Annotated in this window: 13 protein-coding genes; 1 reads left to right on the top strand and 12 read right to left on the bottom strand. The window is 64.4% G+C overall.

Translation table 11 applies throughout. The annotated features are described in order from the left end of the window. Window positions 1-103: 103 nt before the first annotated feature. Window positions 104-697, bottom strand: a complete 594-nt coding sequence (locus ACQ4WL_RS15245; protein WP_086137428.1) for a glutathione peroxidase — start codon at window positions 695-697, stop codon at window positions 104-106. A 176-nt stretch (window positions 698-873) separates the two neighbouring features. Between ACQ4WL_RS15245 and ACQ4WL_RS15240 the strand changes: the two genes are divergently transcribed. Continuing rightward, the gene (locus tag ACQ4WL_RS15240; protein ID WP_436510507.1) at window positions 874-2,001 is read left to right on the top strand and encodes an extracellular catalytic domain type 2 short-chain-length polyhydroxyalkanoate depolymerase; all 1,128 of its coding nucleotides are present in this window, start codon (window positions 874-876) and stop codon (window positions 1,999-2,001) included. Between the two features lie 157 nt (window positions 2,002-2,158). Here ACQ4WL_RS15240 and gabD read toward each other — a convergent pair whose 3' ends face one another. The 11 genes from gabD to xylG all read right to left on the bottom strand — a co-directional run bounded on the left by gabD (window position 2,159) and on the right by xylG (window position 14,157). Beyond that, window positions 2,159-3,613, bottom strand: coding sequence for an NADP-dependent succinate-semialdehyde dehydrogenase (gabD, locus tag ACQ4WL_RS15235; protein WP_099761128.1), 1,455 nt, complete (start codon window positions 3,611-3,613; stop codon window positions 2,159-2,161). A 92-nt stretch (window positions 3,614-3,705) separates the two neighbouring features. Further along, on the bottom strand, window positions 3,706-4,548 hold the full coding sequence (locus tag ACQ4WL_RS15230) for a PPK2 family polyphosphate kinase (protein WP_436510506.1): 843 nt from the start codon (window positions 4,546-4,548) through the stop codon (window positions 3,706-3,708). Then, a complete protein-coding gene (locus tag ACQ4WL_RS15225; RefSeq protein ID WP_436510505.1) occupies window positions 4,545-4,967 on the bottom strand; it encodes a CoA-binding protein in 423 nt (140 codons plus the stop codon). Before ACQ4WL_RS15225 ends, ACQ4WL_RS15230 begins: the two co-directional genes overlap by 4 nt. A 66-nt stretch (window positions 4,968-5,033) precedes the next feature. Beyond that, window positions 5,034-5,687 carry a bifunctional 2-keto-4-hydroxyglutarate aldolase/2-keto-3-deoxy-6-phosphogluconate aldolase gene (locus tag ACQ4WL_RS15220; RefSeq protein WP_436510504.1) on the bottom strand — a complete coding sequence of 218 codons (654 nt, stop codon included), beginning with the start codon at window positions 5,685-5,687 and terminating at the stop codon, window positions 5,034-5,036. A 13-nt stretch (window positions 5,688-5,700) separates the two neighbouring features. Beyond that, on the bottom strand, window positions 5,701-6,594 hold the full coding sequence (locus ACQ4WL_RS15215) for an SMP-30/gluconolactonase/LRE family protein (protein WP_436510503.1): 894 nt from the start codon (window positions 6,592-6,594) through the stop codon (window positions 5,701-5,703). Between the two features lie 14 nt (window positions 6,595-6,608). Further along, window positions 6,609-8,339: an L-arabinonate dehydratase gene (gene araD, locus ACQ4WL_RS15210; protein ID WP_436510502.1), complete on the bottom strand. Its 1,731-nt coding sequence runs from the start codon at window positions 8,337-8,339 to the stop codon at window positions 6,609-6,611. Next, window positions 8,336-9,349: a 2-dehydro-3-deoxygalactonokinase gene (locus tag ACQ4WL_RS15205; protein ID WP_436510501.1), complete on the bottom strand. Its 1,014-nt coding sequence runs from the start codon at window positions 9,347-9,349 to the stop codon at window positions 8,336-8,338. Before ACQ4WL_RS15205 ends, araD begins: the two co-directional genes overlap by 4 nt. Before the next feature lie 84 nt (window positions 9,350-9,433). Next, complete coding sequence (locus tag ACQ4WL_RS15200; RefSeq protein ID WP_436510694.1) at window positions 9,434-10,204, bottom strand: aldose epimerase family protein; 771 nt, start codon at window positions 10,202-10,204, stop codon at window positions 9,434-9,436. Beyond that, window positions 10,204-11,403, bottom strand: a complete 1,200-nt coding sequence (locus ACQ4WL_RS15195) for a XylR family transcriptional regulator (RefSeq protein ID WP_436510500.1) — start codon at window positions 11,401-11,403, stop codon at window positions 10,204-10,206. The genes ACQ4WL_RS15200 and ACQ4WL_RS15195 overlap by 1 nt, the downstream gene beginning before the upstream one ends. Window positions 11,404-11,446: 43 nt before the next feature. Further along, complete coding sequence (locus tag ACQ4WL_RS15190; protein ID WP_436510499.1) at window positions 11,447-12,589, bottom strand: sugar ABC transporter permease; 1,143 nt, start codon at window positions 12,587-12,589, stop codon at window positions 11,447-11,449. After that, a complete protein-coding gene (xylG, locus tag ACQ4WL_RS15185) occupies window positions 12,586-14,157 on the bottom strand; it encodes a D-xylose ABC transporter ATP-binding protein (RefSeq protein WP_436510498.1) in 1,572 nt (523 codons plus the stop codon). The genes ACQ4WL_RS15190 and xylG overlap by 4 nt, the downstream gene beginning before the upstream one ends. Between the last annotated feature and the right edge of the window lie 23 nt (window positions 14,158-14,180).

The following is a 14,180-nucleotide window of genomic DNA, read 5'->3' as shown; positions in this document are numbered from 1 at the left end:
GAGTCAGACAGCACTGCCAAGGGAAGATTCCGGCATTTCCCCTATTTGCCGATGACAGAGCCTTAAAAAAGCAGGCGCGCAAGCCTGCTTGTGTATACGCAACTTACATTGCCAGCGCTTTTTCCACCGCGCCAACGAGTTTCTTGTCGTCCGGCGTCACCTTGCTGGGGAAGCTCTCGACGACCTTGCCATGGCGGTCGATCAGGTATTTATGAAAATTCCAGGCCGGCGTCTTGCCGGTCTGCTTGATCAAGTCCACGTACAGAGGATTCGGCGTGGGGCCGGAGACCACCGATTTGGCAAACATGGGGAACTTCACGCCATAGGTGTTGTAGCAGAAATCGGCGATTTCCTTGCTGTTGCCGGGCTCCTGCTTGCCGAAGTCGTTCGACGGGAAGCCCAGCACCACCAAGCCCTTGCTGCCGTACTTGGCGTACAGCGCCTCGAGCCCTTCGTATTGATTGGTAAAACCACAATAACTGGCCGTATTCACCACCAGCACGACCTTGCCCGCGTACTGGCACAGATTTTGCGGCGCTTCATCCTGCAAGCGGTTGAACGTCTGCTTGAGGATGGCGGGACAGGCGGCTGGCGCGGCGGCTGCTGGTGCGGTATCGGCAGCATGGGCCGGCATGGCCAGGCTGGCGCCGGCGGCAAGGGTGGTGAGCGCAAACAACTGGGCAAGGGTCTTGGACATGAAGGGCACCATGGTCGAAAAGGAAAAAAACCATTCTATGCCAAACGCCGCGCACGCGTATGAGGGCCACAACACCAGCGATAGCTTGAGCGACATCAACTACCGTGCAGTACTTGCCCAACGCACAGTTTTTTTACCTATGCTCGGCCTTCCTGCCCTTGCCCCGTGGAGTTACCATGTCCTTCCCGCACCTGACCGCATTACCCACCGCCCTGCTGGCCGCCAGCCTGCTCGTCTTGGCGCCAGGCGGCGCGCACGCCGCCTCGGCTGCCAAAGCCGTCAAGCCCGCCGCGACCAGGGACGCCCCCGCCCTGCCCGCCTACCAGGCCGACCTGGGCCAGACCACCGTATCGGGCCTGTCCTCGGGCGGCTTCATGGCGGCGCAATTTGCCGTCGCCTACTCGGCTACTGTCGCCGGCGCCGGCATCATCGCCGGTGGCCCGTTTTTCTGCTCGGGTCAGCCGGGCCGCTTCCCCTATATTCCCTACCTGACGAATGCCCTGACCACCTGCATGAATCCGGGCAGCGCGCAGGTGGCGCCGCCCGTGGCCAGCGAATTGCTGCGCGCGACGAACGATTTTGCGCGCGCCCGTCTCATCGACGACACGGCCAACCTGAAACGCCAGCGCGTATATCTGTTCAGCGGAACGAAAGACCAGACCGTGACGCGGCCGGTGGTGGAGCAGGTGGAAAAATTCTATCAACTGGCGGGCACGCCGGCGGCGCAAATCCGCTTCGTCGATACGGTCGGCGCGGGCCATGCCATCATCACAGACAACACTCCGGACAAGCCCTGCGCCGTGACGGAGTCGCCCTTCATCAATGACTGCGACTTCGTGCAGGCGCGCGACATCCTGCAGCACCTGTACCCGGACCTGCAGCCCTCGTCGACCACCCTGACGGGCAAGCTGATCGCCTTCAACCAGCGCAGCTTCATCCAGAGCGCCTACTCCAGCATGAACAATACGGGCTACGCCTACATCCCGAAAGCCTGCGACAGCGAGAGCTGCCGCGTGCACGTGGTCTTCCACGGCTGCCTGCAAACCACGCAAGCCATCGGCAACCGCTTCTACACCACCACCGGCTACAACCAGGTGGCGGACGCCAACAAGATCATCGTGCTGTATCCGCAGGCCGAACCGAGCCCCGTCTACCCGTACAACCCGAAAGGCTGCTGGGATTTCTGGGGCTACACCAGCATCAATCCGATCGACCCGGATTTCTACCGCAAGAGCGGCACGCAGATGGCAGCGGTCAAGGGCATGCTGGACAGGTTAGGATCAGTTCGCAACAGCCGTCGATAACAGACGTCACGGATGCTTGAGAAGATCGTAGCGAGCGGCAACGAGGCTCGGCGCCCCCATCTGGCTAAAAAGCGCAGCTGTATTTGGTACGGGGCCGCCGAGGCAGCGAGCATCGCAGGCCGGAAAGCGCGCCGCGCAGTAGATTTAATCAAGCATCCTAGATACCGCCCATGCAAATATATTTAATGACTAAATAATCTTCGATACCGTAGGTCGACCCTTCACGGCCCAGGCCCGATTGCTTGACGCCGCCGAAGGGCGCGATCTCGTTCGAGATCAGGCCCGTGTTGACGCCGACCATGCCCGTTTCCAGGCCTTCTGCCACGCGCCAGATGCGGCCGATGTCGCGCGAATAGAAGTAGGCGGCCAGGCCGAATTCCGTATTGTTCGCCAGAGCGATCACTTCATCATCGGTCTTGAAACGGAACAGCGGCGCCAGCGGGCCGAAGGTTTCTTCGGTGGCCACACGCATGTCGTTCGTCACGTCGGCGATGATGGTCGGCTCGAAGAAGCCGTTGCCCAGCGCATGGCGCTTGCCGCCAGCCAGCAGCCGGCCGCCCTTGGCCAATGCATCGGCCACGTGCTCTTCCACCTTGGCCACAGCCTTGGCGTCGATCAGCGGTCCTTGCGTAACACCCGCCTCGATGCCATTGCCCACCTTCAGCTTGGCCACGGCGGCCACCAGCTTTTCGGCGAAGGCGTCATATACGCTGTCCTGCACGTACAGGCGGTTGGCGCAGACGCAAGTCTGGCCCGCATTGCGGTATTTCGAGGCGATGGCGCCTTCCACTGCCGCGTCCAGATCGGCGTCGTCGAAGACGATGAACGGTGCGTTACCGCCCAGTTCCAGCGAGAGTTTCTTGATCGTTGGCGCGCATTGCTCGGCCAGCAAACGTCCCACCTGGGTCGATCCCGTAAACGTCAGCTTGCGCACGATGGGGTTCGACGTCATTTCGCCGCCGATGTCTTTCGGCGCACCGGTGACGATGCTGAACACGCCCGCAGGCACGCCCGCGCGTTCGGCCAGCACGGCCAGCGCCAGCGCGGAAAACGGTGTTGCTTCGGCCGGTTTCAAGACCATCGGGCAGCCGGCGGCCAGGGCCGGGCCGACTTTGCGGGTGATCATGGCGGCAGGGAAATTCCATGGCGTGATGGCGGCGCACACGCCGATCGGCTCCTTGGTGATGACCAGGCGGCGGTCCGGCCACGGCGATTGCAAGGTATCGCCCGCAACGCGCTTGCCTTCTTCGGCAAACCACTCGATGAACGAGGCGCCGAACTGCACTTCGCCCTTCGCTTCCGGCAAGGGCTTGCCCTGCTCGGTGGTCATGATCAGCGCCAGGTCGTCGGCGTTTTCCAGGATCAGGTCATGCCAGCGGCGCAGCACGGCCGCGCGTTCCTTGGCCGTCTTCTTGCGCCAGGCGGGCCAGGCAGCATTGGCCGCCTCGATGGCGCGGCGCGTCTCGGCTGCGCCCATCAGGGGCACCGTGCCGATATGCTCGCCGGTGGCGGGATTGCTCACATTAATCGTCTGGCCACCATCGGCATCAGCCCAGGCTCCATTCACGTAAGCCTGGTGACGCAACAAGGTAGGATCTTTCAACTGCAGCATATGGATCTCCGGTCTGGTTTGAATTATCGACGAGGGATACTATGCCACAGCGCGGCCGATTCCGCAGGCGCAGCGCTGAACTGCCCCAATCTCTACTCGACCTTGAAAGACGACAGTTTCGGGTCCGGTGCCGGGTATTCCAGCTTCATGCCCTGCAGCGTTTCCAGCAGCAGGGAAGCGACCACCAGGTTGCGCTGCGTCTTGGAGTTCGATGGCACCACGTACCACGGCGCGTGGTCGGCATCCGTCTCACGGATCGCCGTTTCATAGGCGCGCTGGTAGCCATCCCACTTTTTGCGCTGGGCGATATCGTTGGGATCGAACTTCCACTGGCGGTCGGGATCGTCAAGCCGCTCCTGCAGCCGTCCCCGTTGCTCGTCCTTCGAGATATGCAGGAAGATTTTCAGGATGACGGTGCCCGTCTCGCTCAGCATGCGCTCGAAATCGCGGATCTGCGCGTAGCGGCGCTGGCATTCGGCTTTGTCGATCATGTCCTGCACGCGCGTGATCAGCACATCTTCGTAGTGGCTGCGGTTGAAGATGGCAATCTCGCCCTTCACTGGCACGTGCTGGTGCACGCGCCACAGGTAATCGTGCGCCAGTTCGATATCGGTGGGGCCTTTGAACGCCACGGCGCGGATGCCCATCGGGTTGATGTCGCTGAAGATGGCCTTGACCGTGCCATCCTTGCCCGACGTATCCATGCCCTGCAACACCAGCAGCACCTTCTTTTTGTGCTGCGCGTACAGCATGCTCTGGCACTCGGCGATCTGCGCCGTCAGGGCCACGGTTTCCTCGCGGTCCAGGGCCTTGCACTGGGCCGCCGTCAGCTTCCTGTTCGCCGCCTTGGTGGCTGCGCCCAGCAGGCGCTTGCCGGCGAATTCCTCGTTCAGCGCGAAACCCTGGCCGGCACGGAATCGCGTGCGCGCCTTCATGCTGCCACCGCCAGCTTGCGGTGCTCAATTTTTGTGCAATGGTCCATCACCACGTCCAGGCCAGCCGCCCGCGCCAGCTGCGCCGCCTCCTCATTGATGACGTCGAGCTGCAGCCAGAGACAGCCGGCCTTGACGGCGATGGCTTCCTCGGCGATGGGCAAGATATCCTCGGACTTGCGGAAGCAGTCGACGATATCGATGCGCGCCGGCGCAACCGCCGCCGCAGCCTGCGTCAGGGTGGCATAGGCGCGCTGGCCCAGCACTTCCTTGCCGGCAAGGGCCGGATTGACGGGCAACACGCGGTAGCCATGCTGCAACAGGTAATCTGCCACTTCATGGCTGGCGCGTTCGGGCTTGTCGGACATGCCGACGATGGCGATGATGCGGCTGTCTTTGAGGATGCGGGCGATGTTGGGCATATTCGGGTCGTAGTTAGGCGTGCGACATTGCCCGCCTAGCGTAGCAGATTCCCGTCCCGCCGGGAGCTAGCCAGAAGACTTAGCCGTGCGTATGAGCGCCAGCTGCGCCACGAAGGCCTGTGCGCGCGCCGTCACGGCCGCGTAATCTCCCGTGGCGCCCGGTCCACTCAGGCTGCTGCCGATGCCCACGGCTACGGCACCGCTGGCAAACCATGCATGCAGGTTCTCCACCGTCACGCCACCCGTCGGCATCAACGGCGCTTGCGGCAACGGCGCGCGCAGGGCCTTGATGTAGGCGGGGCCGAACATCTCGGCGGGGAAGACCTTGACGATGTCGGCGCCGGCCTGCAGGGCCGTGACGATTTCCGTCGGCGTCATCGCGCCCGGCATGGCCAGCACCTGGTAGCGCTGGCACAGCGTGATCGTTTCCACGTTGACGCTGGGCGAAATGATGAACTGCGCGCCGGCCAGGATGGCGGCACGCGCCGTCTCGGTATCGAGCACCGTGCCCGCGCCCAGCAGCACGTCATGGCCATGGCGTTCGCGCAGGGTGCGCAGCACGCCCAGGGTATCGGGCGTGGTGAACGCCACTTCCAGCGCCGTGATGCCGCCGGCGATGCACGCCTCGGCGATCTGCACGGCCGCATCGGGCGAGCCGGCGCGCACGATGCCGACCATGCCCCGTGTGAGAATGCCCTCGAAAACCGTATGTTTTTGCATATGCTCTCTCCTGTCAGGCCGGCAGAGCGCCAAAGCGCACTTCCGGCAAACCGCGCAAGCCAGGCTGGCGCGCATGAAACAATCCCCCGGCCAGCGGTTCGCCCGCCAGCTGGGCCGGCGTCAAACTCTCCTGCGCGGTGGTGACGAACAATTCGTCGTAGTGCGGCCCACCCAGGCTCACGCAACTGGGCTGCGATACGGGCAAGGTGATCGCGCGCTCGACGCTGCCGTCCGGCGCGAAGCGCAATACGCGTCCCGCGCCCCACTGCGCGCTCCACAAGTGGTCGTGCGCATCGATGGTGGCGCCGTCGGCGGCGCCGGGGCCGGAATCGAGCACGGCAAAGACGCGCACCCGGCTGGCGTCGCCCCCCAGGTAATCGTCCCAGCGGTAGATCGCCTTCTTCATCGAGTCGCAAAAATACATGGCCGTGCCATCGATGCTGAAGCAGATGCTGTTCGAGATGGCGATGGGCGGCAACGGCAAGCGCTCCAGGCTCAAGTCCAGGTTGAGGCGGTAGAAGCTGGCGATGGCATCGCGGCACGGGCGCTCATCGAGCGTGCCGAAGACAAAGCGTCCCTGGCGGTCGCAGCGGCCATCGTTCAGGCGCGTCATGGGCAAGTCCCCCTCCACCGTGTGCAAGGGCGTGACGGCCCCGCTGCGCGCGTCAAACCACGCCAGGCGCGAGGCCAGTCCCAGCAGCAGCACCTCGTCATTGTGCGTCAGCGCGAAGCAGGCCAGACGCTCGGGCATGGCCCAGCTCTGGCGTTCGCCCGTGGCCAGCACCAGCGCATGCAGCTGGCAGCCTTCGATATTCGTCCAGAAAACGCGGCCGCTGCGTTCGCACCAGCGCACGCCCTCGCCCAGGAAATTCTGCGCATCGACCAGTAATTGGGCCCGTGTTCCCATGTCTATTCCTTCTTTCAGTGAGATTCGCGCGGAACGGCCGAACCCCGGCAACCGACGAGGAAGTCCAGGTCCGCGCCTTCGTCGGCCTGCGTCACGTGCTTGATGTACATGGACTGGTAACCGCCCTTCATGGCCGGCTCGGGGGCGCGCCACTCGGCGCGCCGGCGCGCCAGCTCGGCCTCGTCGACGTCCAGGTGCAAGCGGCGCCCCGCCACGTCCAGTTCAATCATGTCGCCGTCGCGCACCAGCGCCAGCGGCCCGCCCACGGCCGCTTCCGGCGCCACGTGCAGCACCACCGTGCCGTAGGCCGTGCCGCTCATGCGCGCATCGGAAATGCGCACCATGTCGCGCACGCCCTGCTCCAGCAGTTTTTTCGGCAGTCCCATATTGCCCACTTCGGCCATGCCAGGATAGCCCTGCGGGCCGCAATTTTGCAGCACCATCACGCAGCTGGCATCGATATCGAGCGCGGGATCGTCGATGCGCTTCTTGTAATGCTCGATGCTGTTGAAGACGACGGCGCGGCCACGGTGCTGCATCAGTTCCGGCGAGGCGGCGGAAGGCTTGATGACGGCGCCGCGCGGGGCCAGGTTGCCATGCAGGACGGCGATGCCGCCCTCGTCCTTGAATGGCCGCGCCAGCGGCGTGATCACCTCGGGATTGAAATTTTCCGCTTCGGCCACGTTGACGGCCATAGTGGCGCCCGTGACGGTGAGCGCCTCGCCATGCAATTTGTCCAGCAAATCGCGGATGATCACGGGCAGGCCGCCCGCATAGTAAAAATCTTCCATCAGGTACTGGCCCGACGGCATCAGGTTCAGCAGGCAGGGAATGTCGCGGCCCAGGCGGTCCCAGTCGGCCAGGCGCATGTCCACGCCAATACGCCCGGCAATGGCCAGCAGGTGGATCACGGCATTCGTCGAGCCGCCGATGGCGCCATTGACCATGATGGCGTTTTCAAACGCTGCGCGCGTGAGGATCTGCGACAGTTTCAGGTCTTCGTGCACCATGTCGACGATGCGCCGGCCCGTCAGTTGCGCCTGCAGCTTGCGGCGCGCATCGACGGCAGGGATGGCCGCGTTGCCGGGCAGGGTCACGCCCAGCGCCTCGACCATGCTGGCCATGGTGGAGGCCGTGCCCATGGTCATGCAGTGGCCGGCGGAGCGCGACATGCATGATTCGGCCTGCTTGAATTCGGCGGACGTCATGCGCCCGGCGCGCACGTCCTCGGAAAACTTCCACACATCGGTGCCCGAACCGATCGGTTTGCCGCGGTAGTTGCCATTCAACATGGGGCCGCCCGACAGCACGATGGTGGGCAAGTCCACGCTGGCCGCGCCCATCAGCAGGGCCGGGGTGGTCTTGTCACAGCCCGTCAGCAGCACCACGCCGTCGATCGGGTTGGCGCGGATCGATTCCTCGACATCCATGCTGGCCAGGTTACGGAACAGCATGGCCGTCGGGCGCAGATTCGTCTCGCCCAGCGACATGACGGGAAATTCGACGGGAAAACCGCCCGCTTCGAGCACGCCGCGCTTGACCATCTCGGCCAGCTCGCGGAAATGACCATTGCAGGGTGTCAGCTCGGACCAGGTATTGCAAATGCCGATGACGGGACGGCCATCGAAGGCGTCGCCGGGATAACCCTGGTTCTTCATCCAGCTGCGATGAATGAAACTGTCCTTGTCGTCGCCGCCAAACCACGCTTGCGAACGCAAGGGACGCTTGTTCTTGTTGTCACTCATACTATCTCCTGCGGGGAAATCAAGCCGCGCGCGGCAGCGATCAGCAGCGCACCGTGACCGGCCAGATTGGCTTGCTGCTGGTCGTCGACGATGATGCGCTTGCCATAAAAAAATCCGTGTTCTTCGATCAGCAAGCCGAGCGCCTGGCGCAGCATGGGCTTGCCGGTAATGACGAGCGGGGTATCGGGCCGCATCTGGATGGCGGTGCTGTTGCGCAGCGCCAGCAAGTCGCCGCTAAGGACCGCGCCCATCAGAAAATTGGCCCGTTCATTGCATTCGACAGCGCTGAACTGGCCCAGGGTACGCACGCTGAAGCAGGCACGCGCCAGTCCCGTTTTTTGCGCCGCGGCCGCGCCGGCCAGCAGCATTTTCGGCACCAGGGTCTGCGCAAAACCGCCATCGACCGATTGCTTGATCAGGGTGTGTTGGGTGATCGCCTGCAGCAGCTCGCCCGCGATGGTGGTGCTGCAGCCGAGGATGCGGCGCTGCTCGTCCACGCTGATCAATTTGGTATGCGAACCGGGCATGATCAAGGTCGCCGCACCGCGCAATTGCAAGCGCTCGAGCAGCGCGACGACCTCGGTCTCTTCGCCGCGCATCATGTCCATCGCCTCGACGTTATGCAGGCCGACGGCGCCATGCTGGTTGCGCACGCCGGGAATCAGCCACAGGGGCTGCGCCAGCACGTCGGGCAAGTCCACCGCCTGCATGCCTTGCGCCAGCTGGGCCAGGCCGGCGGGCGCCGGCACATGCGCCACTTCCTGCACGCCCATGGGCGAGCTGATCATGCCCGAGGCCAGCGCCAGGTCCACCTCGGACGGCGCGAGCCCCGCGCTGGCCAGCACGCTGGCGATGGTGTCGCGCAGCGCCTGTTTCAGCGCGCCGTTATGGCCATCGATGGCGGTATTGCGCACGCCCGTTTCCAGCTGCGCCTGGGCGACGACGGCGCCTGCGCGCCACAGCAAGGTACGCGTATTGGTGGTGCCGGCATCGATGGTGAGTATGTTCATGGGCAGGTTCGCAGCGTCGGTCAGGATAAAAATAAATGAGGGAAAAACTACCCCATGGTAGAACTGCCCCGCATATCTGACCAATCACTTATTTGACATCATTGATACCGGTTCGGATATGTCAAACGCATCGAGATCCTGCACGCCCAAACGGTAGGCGAGCGTGAAGCGCATCACCTGTCCCGGCTGCAATTGCACGCCCCGCGCCAGCAGGGAAAAACAGCGCGCATCGGAAGACAGATGGCAGCTGTCCTGGCTACTGGAAAAACGCAAGACCCTGCCAGAAGCGGGATCGGCAACCCGCGCCACCTCGCGCAGCTGGCCGCTGCCCGTCCAGTAAAAGTCATGCCGGAATCCCGGCAAGTTCACCAGCGCGGGCCAGGCCAGGCGCGAAGCGAGCGGCGCCGGCTGGCGAAAGTCAAACGCGCTGCCCGCCACATCGAGCGGAGCATCGCTGGCGCAGCCGCCAGGCCAAGGCCAATAATGGTCGGCGGCCAGGCGCAGCACATGGTCGGCCACGGCGGCATGATGACCCTGCAGATTGAAGCGGGGCGCGGCAAGCGCGAAACGGGACACCGTATCGGCCGTGGCGGCGCAGTCGAGGTGCAGGCTGCCATCCTCATCGAGCCGGTAAGTCAGGCGCACCGACAGGCCGTCTTGCGCCAGCTGCAACTGCAAGTGGCCGTCGTCGGGCGATGCGCATCGCCAGCCCGTGGATGACCACGCCACAGGGGGCGCCGCGCCCAGCACATCGGCCAGGCGGCCATAGCGGTCGGGCGCCCACCAGGCCCGCACGCTGGCATCGTGCGCGTCGATGGCCACGCGCATGCCGCGCGCATTGCGCAGCAGATGCATCACGGGGCCTGCCCGGAGGCTGGCGGTGGCCGGCTGCGCTGCTGGAATTCGCGCGGCGTGCAACCGAGTTCGCGCTTGAAGACGGCATGCATGTACTGCACCGTGGTAAAGCCGCAACGCACGGCCACCTCGGCCACCTGTCCCGGTCCGCGCGCCAGCAGGGTCTTGGCCGCATCGAGCTTGAAATGCAGGATTTCATCGTGCACGCTGCGCCCCAGTTCCTGGCGGAAGTGCGCTTCGAGCGAGGAGCGCGACACGCCCACGTAATCGGCCACCTGCTCCGTCTTGATGCCCTGGCAGGCGTACTGGCGAATGAAGTGGCGCGCCTGCATCACCTGCGGGTGCTGGAAGGGTTGGTGACAGGTGGAGGCCAGCACGTTCAGGCCGGCCGGCGGCACCAGGATGCGCGTGCCGGACAGGCGCGCGCCATTCAACATCTGGTGCAGCAAATGCGCCGCCGTGCGGCCCATTTCCTCGGTGCCCTGGATCACGGAACTCAATGGAATACGCGTGAGCATGCGCGCCAGCGGATCGTTGTCGATGCCGATCAGGGCCACTTGCTCCGGCACGGCGATACCCGCGTGCATGCACGCTTGCAGCAGCTGGCGCGCGCGCGCATCGCTGACGGCGATGATGCCGACGGGTTTTTCCAGGCTGTTGAGCCAGGCGATCTGCTGCTCCACCGCTTCATCCCACGCGGGCGCGCTGGTGGCGACGCCCCGGTACACATCGGCGCGCATGTGGTCGCGCTCCATCAAGGCGCAAAACGCCGTTTCGCGCTCCTGCGCCCAGCGGTTGACGTCCGCCTCGGGCAGGCTGAAACAGGCAAAGCGGCTCAGGCCCGCTTCCACCAGGTGTTCATAGGCCAGCTTGACGATCTTGAAATTATCGGTCGCCACGTACGGGATGCCGGCCGGGTAATCCTCCGCGCGCGCATACGAGCCGCCCACGGCCACCACCGGCAGACGGCTGTGCGCCAGCGCCGCGCAGACGGCGGGATCGTCGAAATCGGCGATGATGCCGTCGCCCTGCCAGCGCTCGATGCCGGGCAGGCGGCAGCGAAAATCCTCTTCCAGGAACAGGTCCCACGACACGCGCGTGGTGTTCAGGTAGGCGGCGATGCCCGCGATGATGTCGCGGTCGTATATTTTATTCCCGTTAAACAGCAGCGCGATCCGGTGCGCGGTCGGTAACTTCATGCTGGTGTCTCCTCCATGTGGCAGCCAGGCCTTTCGGGGCCCGCTAGCGGCGTCCGGCGCGCGTGCTGACATCGACCCACACGGCCAAAGTGAGGATACTGCCTTTCACGATCATCTGCCAGTAGGTGTCCACGTCCAGCATGGACATGCCGTTATCGAGGCTGGCCATGACCAGCGCGCCGATCAGGGCGCCGTACACGGTGCCCGAGCCGCCGCGCATCGAGGTGCCGCCGATGAAGCAGGCGGCGATGGCATCGAGTTCGCTGAAGGTGCCGGCCGAGGGCGAGCCGGCCGCCAGGCGGCCCGTGTTGATCAGGCCAGCCAGCGCGCACATCAAACCCATGATGCCGAAGATCCACAGCTTGACGGCTTTCACGTTGATGCCGGACAGGCGCGTTGCTTCCATATTGCTGCCCACGGCATAGATGCGGCGGCCAAACACGGTCTGGCTGGTGATGTAGCTGAACAGCCCCAGCAAGGCCAGCAGCAACAGCACGGGCAGCGGGATGCCTTCATAGCCGTTCAGGGTTTGCACGAAGGCATACAGTACGGCGCCGATGACGGCCAGGCGCAAGCCGTCGGCCCAGGGCGCCGTCTGCGGCAAGCCATGCTGCGCGCGGCTGGCGCGCGCGCGCCACGTCAGGAAGGCCGCCAGCAGGAACAGGCCGATGCCCAGCGCGATGCCGGGCAAGGCGGGCAAGTAGCCCTGCCCCAGGTACACCATCGGCTCGGAGACGGGCGCAATCGTGATGCCGCCCGTGATGCCCAGCAGGATGCCGCGATACGCCAGCATGCCGCCCAGACCGACGATAAAGGAGGGGATGCCCCGGTACGCCGTCAGGTAGCCGTTGAGCAGGCCGATCACTAGGCCGCAGCCGAGCACCGCCGCCAAATTCAGCGCCAGCGGCCAGTGCTGCGTCACATCCAGCACCGCGGCGATACCGCCCAGGAGCCCCAGCAGGGAACCGATCGACAGGTCGATCTCGCCGGCGATAATCACCAGCACCATGCCGCAGGCGAGGATGCCGGTGACGGACATCTGGCGCAGCAGGTTAGACAGGTTGCGCGGCGTGAGGAAACTGCCCTCAGTCTTCCACGAAAAGAAGGCCCAGATCAAGGCGACTGCGATCAGCAGGGCGAGCATCTTGTATTGGGTGAACAGCTGTTTGATACTGTGCGGTTTCATGCTGAGGGTTCCTTGTTTGCGGTATGGGCGGCGGGCGGCGGGCGCTGGTCCAGCGCCGCCGCCAGCACGGTTTCCTGGCTCAGGCCATCGTTGATAAAGTCGCCGCGCAAGCGGCCTTCGCCCATCACCAGCACGCGGTCGGACACGCCCAGCACTTCGGCCAGTTCCGACGAGACCATGATGATGGCCACACCCCGGTCGGCCAGCGCCAGCATCAATTTGTAGATTTCATATTTGGCGCCCACGTCGACGCCGCGCGTGGGCTCGTCGAGAATCAGCACGCGTGGGCGCGTCAGCAGCATCTTGGCCAGCACGGCCTTTTGCTGGTTGCCGCCCGACAGGCTCGTGATGGGCAGCGACGGGCTGGCCGCCTTCAGTTCCAGCTGGGCGATCTCGCCGCGCACGGCCGTCAATTCCGCCTCGCCATCGATGCGCGTGGCACGCGCGAATTGCTCCAGCACGGCCAGCGTGATGTTCTGCCCCACGTCGAGGTCGGGCACGATACCGTGATGCTTGCGGTCTTCCGGCACCATGGCCAGGCCCATGGCGATGGCCTTTTGCGGAGACGAAGTGTCGATGCGGCGGCCATCGAGCCACACCTCGGCCTGGCACGGCCCTTGGTAGGCGCCGAACAGGGCCGAGACAAGCTCCGTGCGCCCCGCCCCCACCAGGCCGGCGATGCCGAGGATCTCGCCCTTGCGCAGGGTGAATGACACATCGTCGACCCTCTTGCGCTGCGGGTTGTCGGCGTCGATGCAAGTCACGTGGCGCGCTTCGAACAGCACCTCGCCAATGGCCGCGGGCTGCACGCGCTGCGGATACAGCTGGCTCATTTCGCGGCCCACCATCTGCGCGATGATGCGTTCCACATTCATCTGCGCCATCGGCGTGGTGGCGATATGCTTGCCGTCGCGGATGACGACGATGGTGTCGCAGATGGCCGCCACTTCATCGAGCTTGTGCGAAATATAGATGCAGGTGACGCCCTTGGCTTTCAGGGCGCGCAGGATATCGAGCAGCACGGCGATTTCCGACGCCGTCAGCGACGACGACGGTTCGTCGAGAATCAGCAAGCGCGCATTCTTGTTGAGCGCCTTGGCGATTTCCACCAGCTGCTGGTGGCCGCCGCCGTAATTCATTACGGGCTGCGCCACGTTCAGTTCGGGAATTTTCAGTTCGCGCAGCAGCTCGTCGGCGCGCTTGTACATGGCCGCGTAATGCATGCGCCCGCCGGGCAGGGTGAGCTCGCGCCCCATGAAGATATTCTCGGCCACGGACAGCTGCGGTACCAGCATCAGTTCCTGGTGGATGATGATGATGCCCGCGTCTTCCGTGTCGCGGATCGATTGCGCGCGCAGGGGCTGGCCATCCCACAGGATGTCGCCATCCCAGGTGCCATGCGGATAGACGCCGGACAACACCTTCATCAGGGTCGACTTGCCGGCGCCATTCTCGCCGCACAAGCCGATGCACTCGCCGGCCCGCACCTGCAGGTCGATGCCGTCCAGCGCGCGGACACCGCCAAACTGTTTGACGATGCCTTTCATTTCAAGCAGATAATCGGACATGCTCACTCTCGTTGCGGATACGG

This window comes from Janthinobacterium kochi (genome assembly GCF_051380715.1).
GTDB lineage: Bacteria > Pseudomonadota > Gammaproteobacteria > Burkholderiales > Burkholderiaceae_D > Janthinobacterium.
Note: the sequence above shows the minus strand (reverse complement) of the source record. Positions and strands in the feature narration are given on the sequence as shown.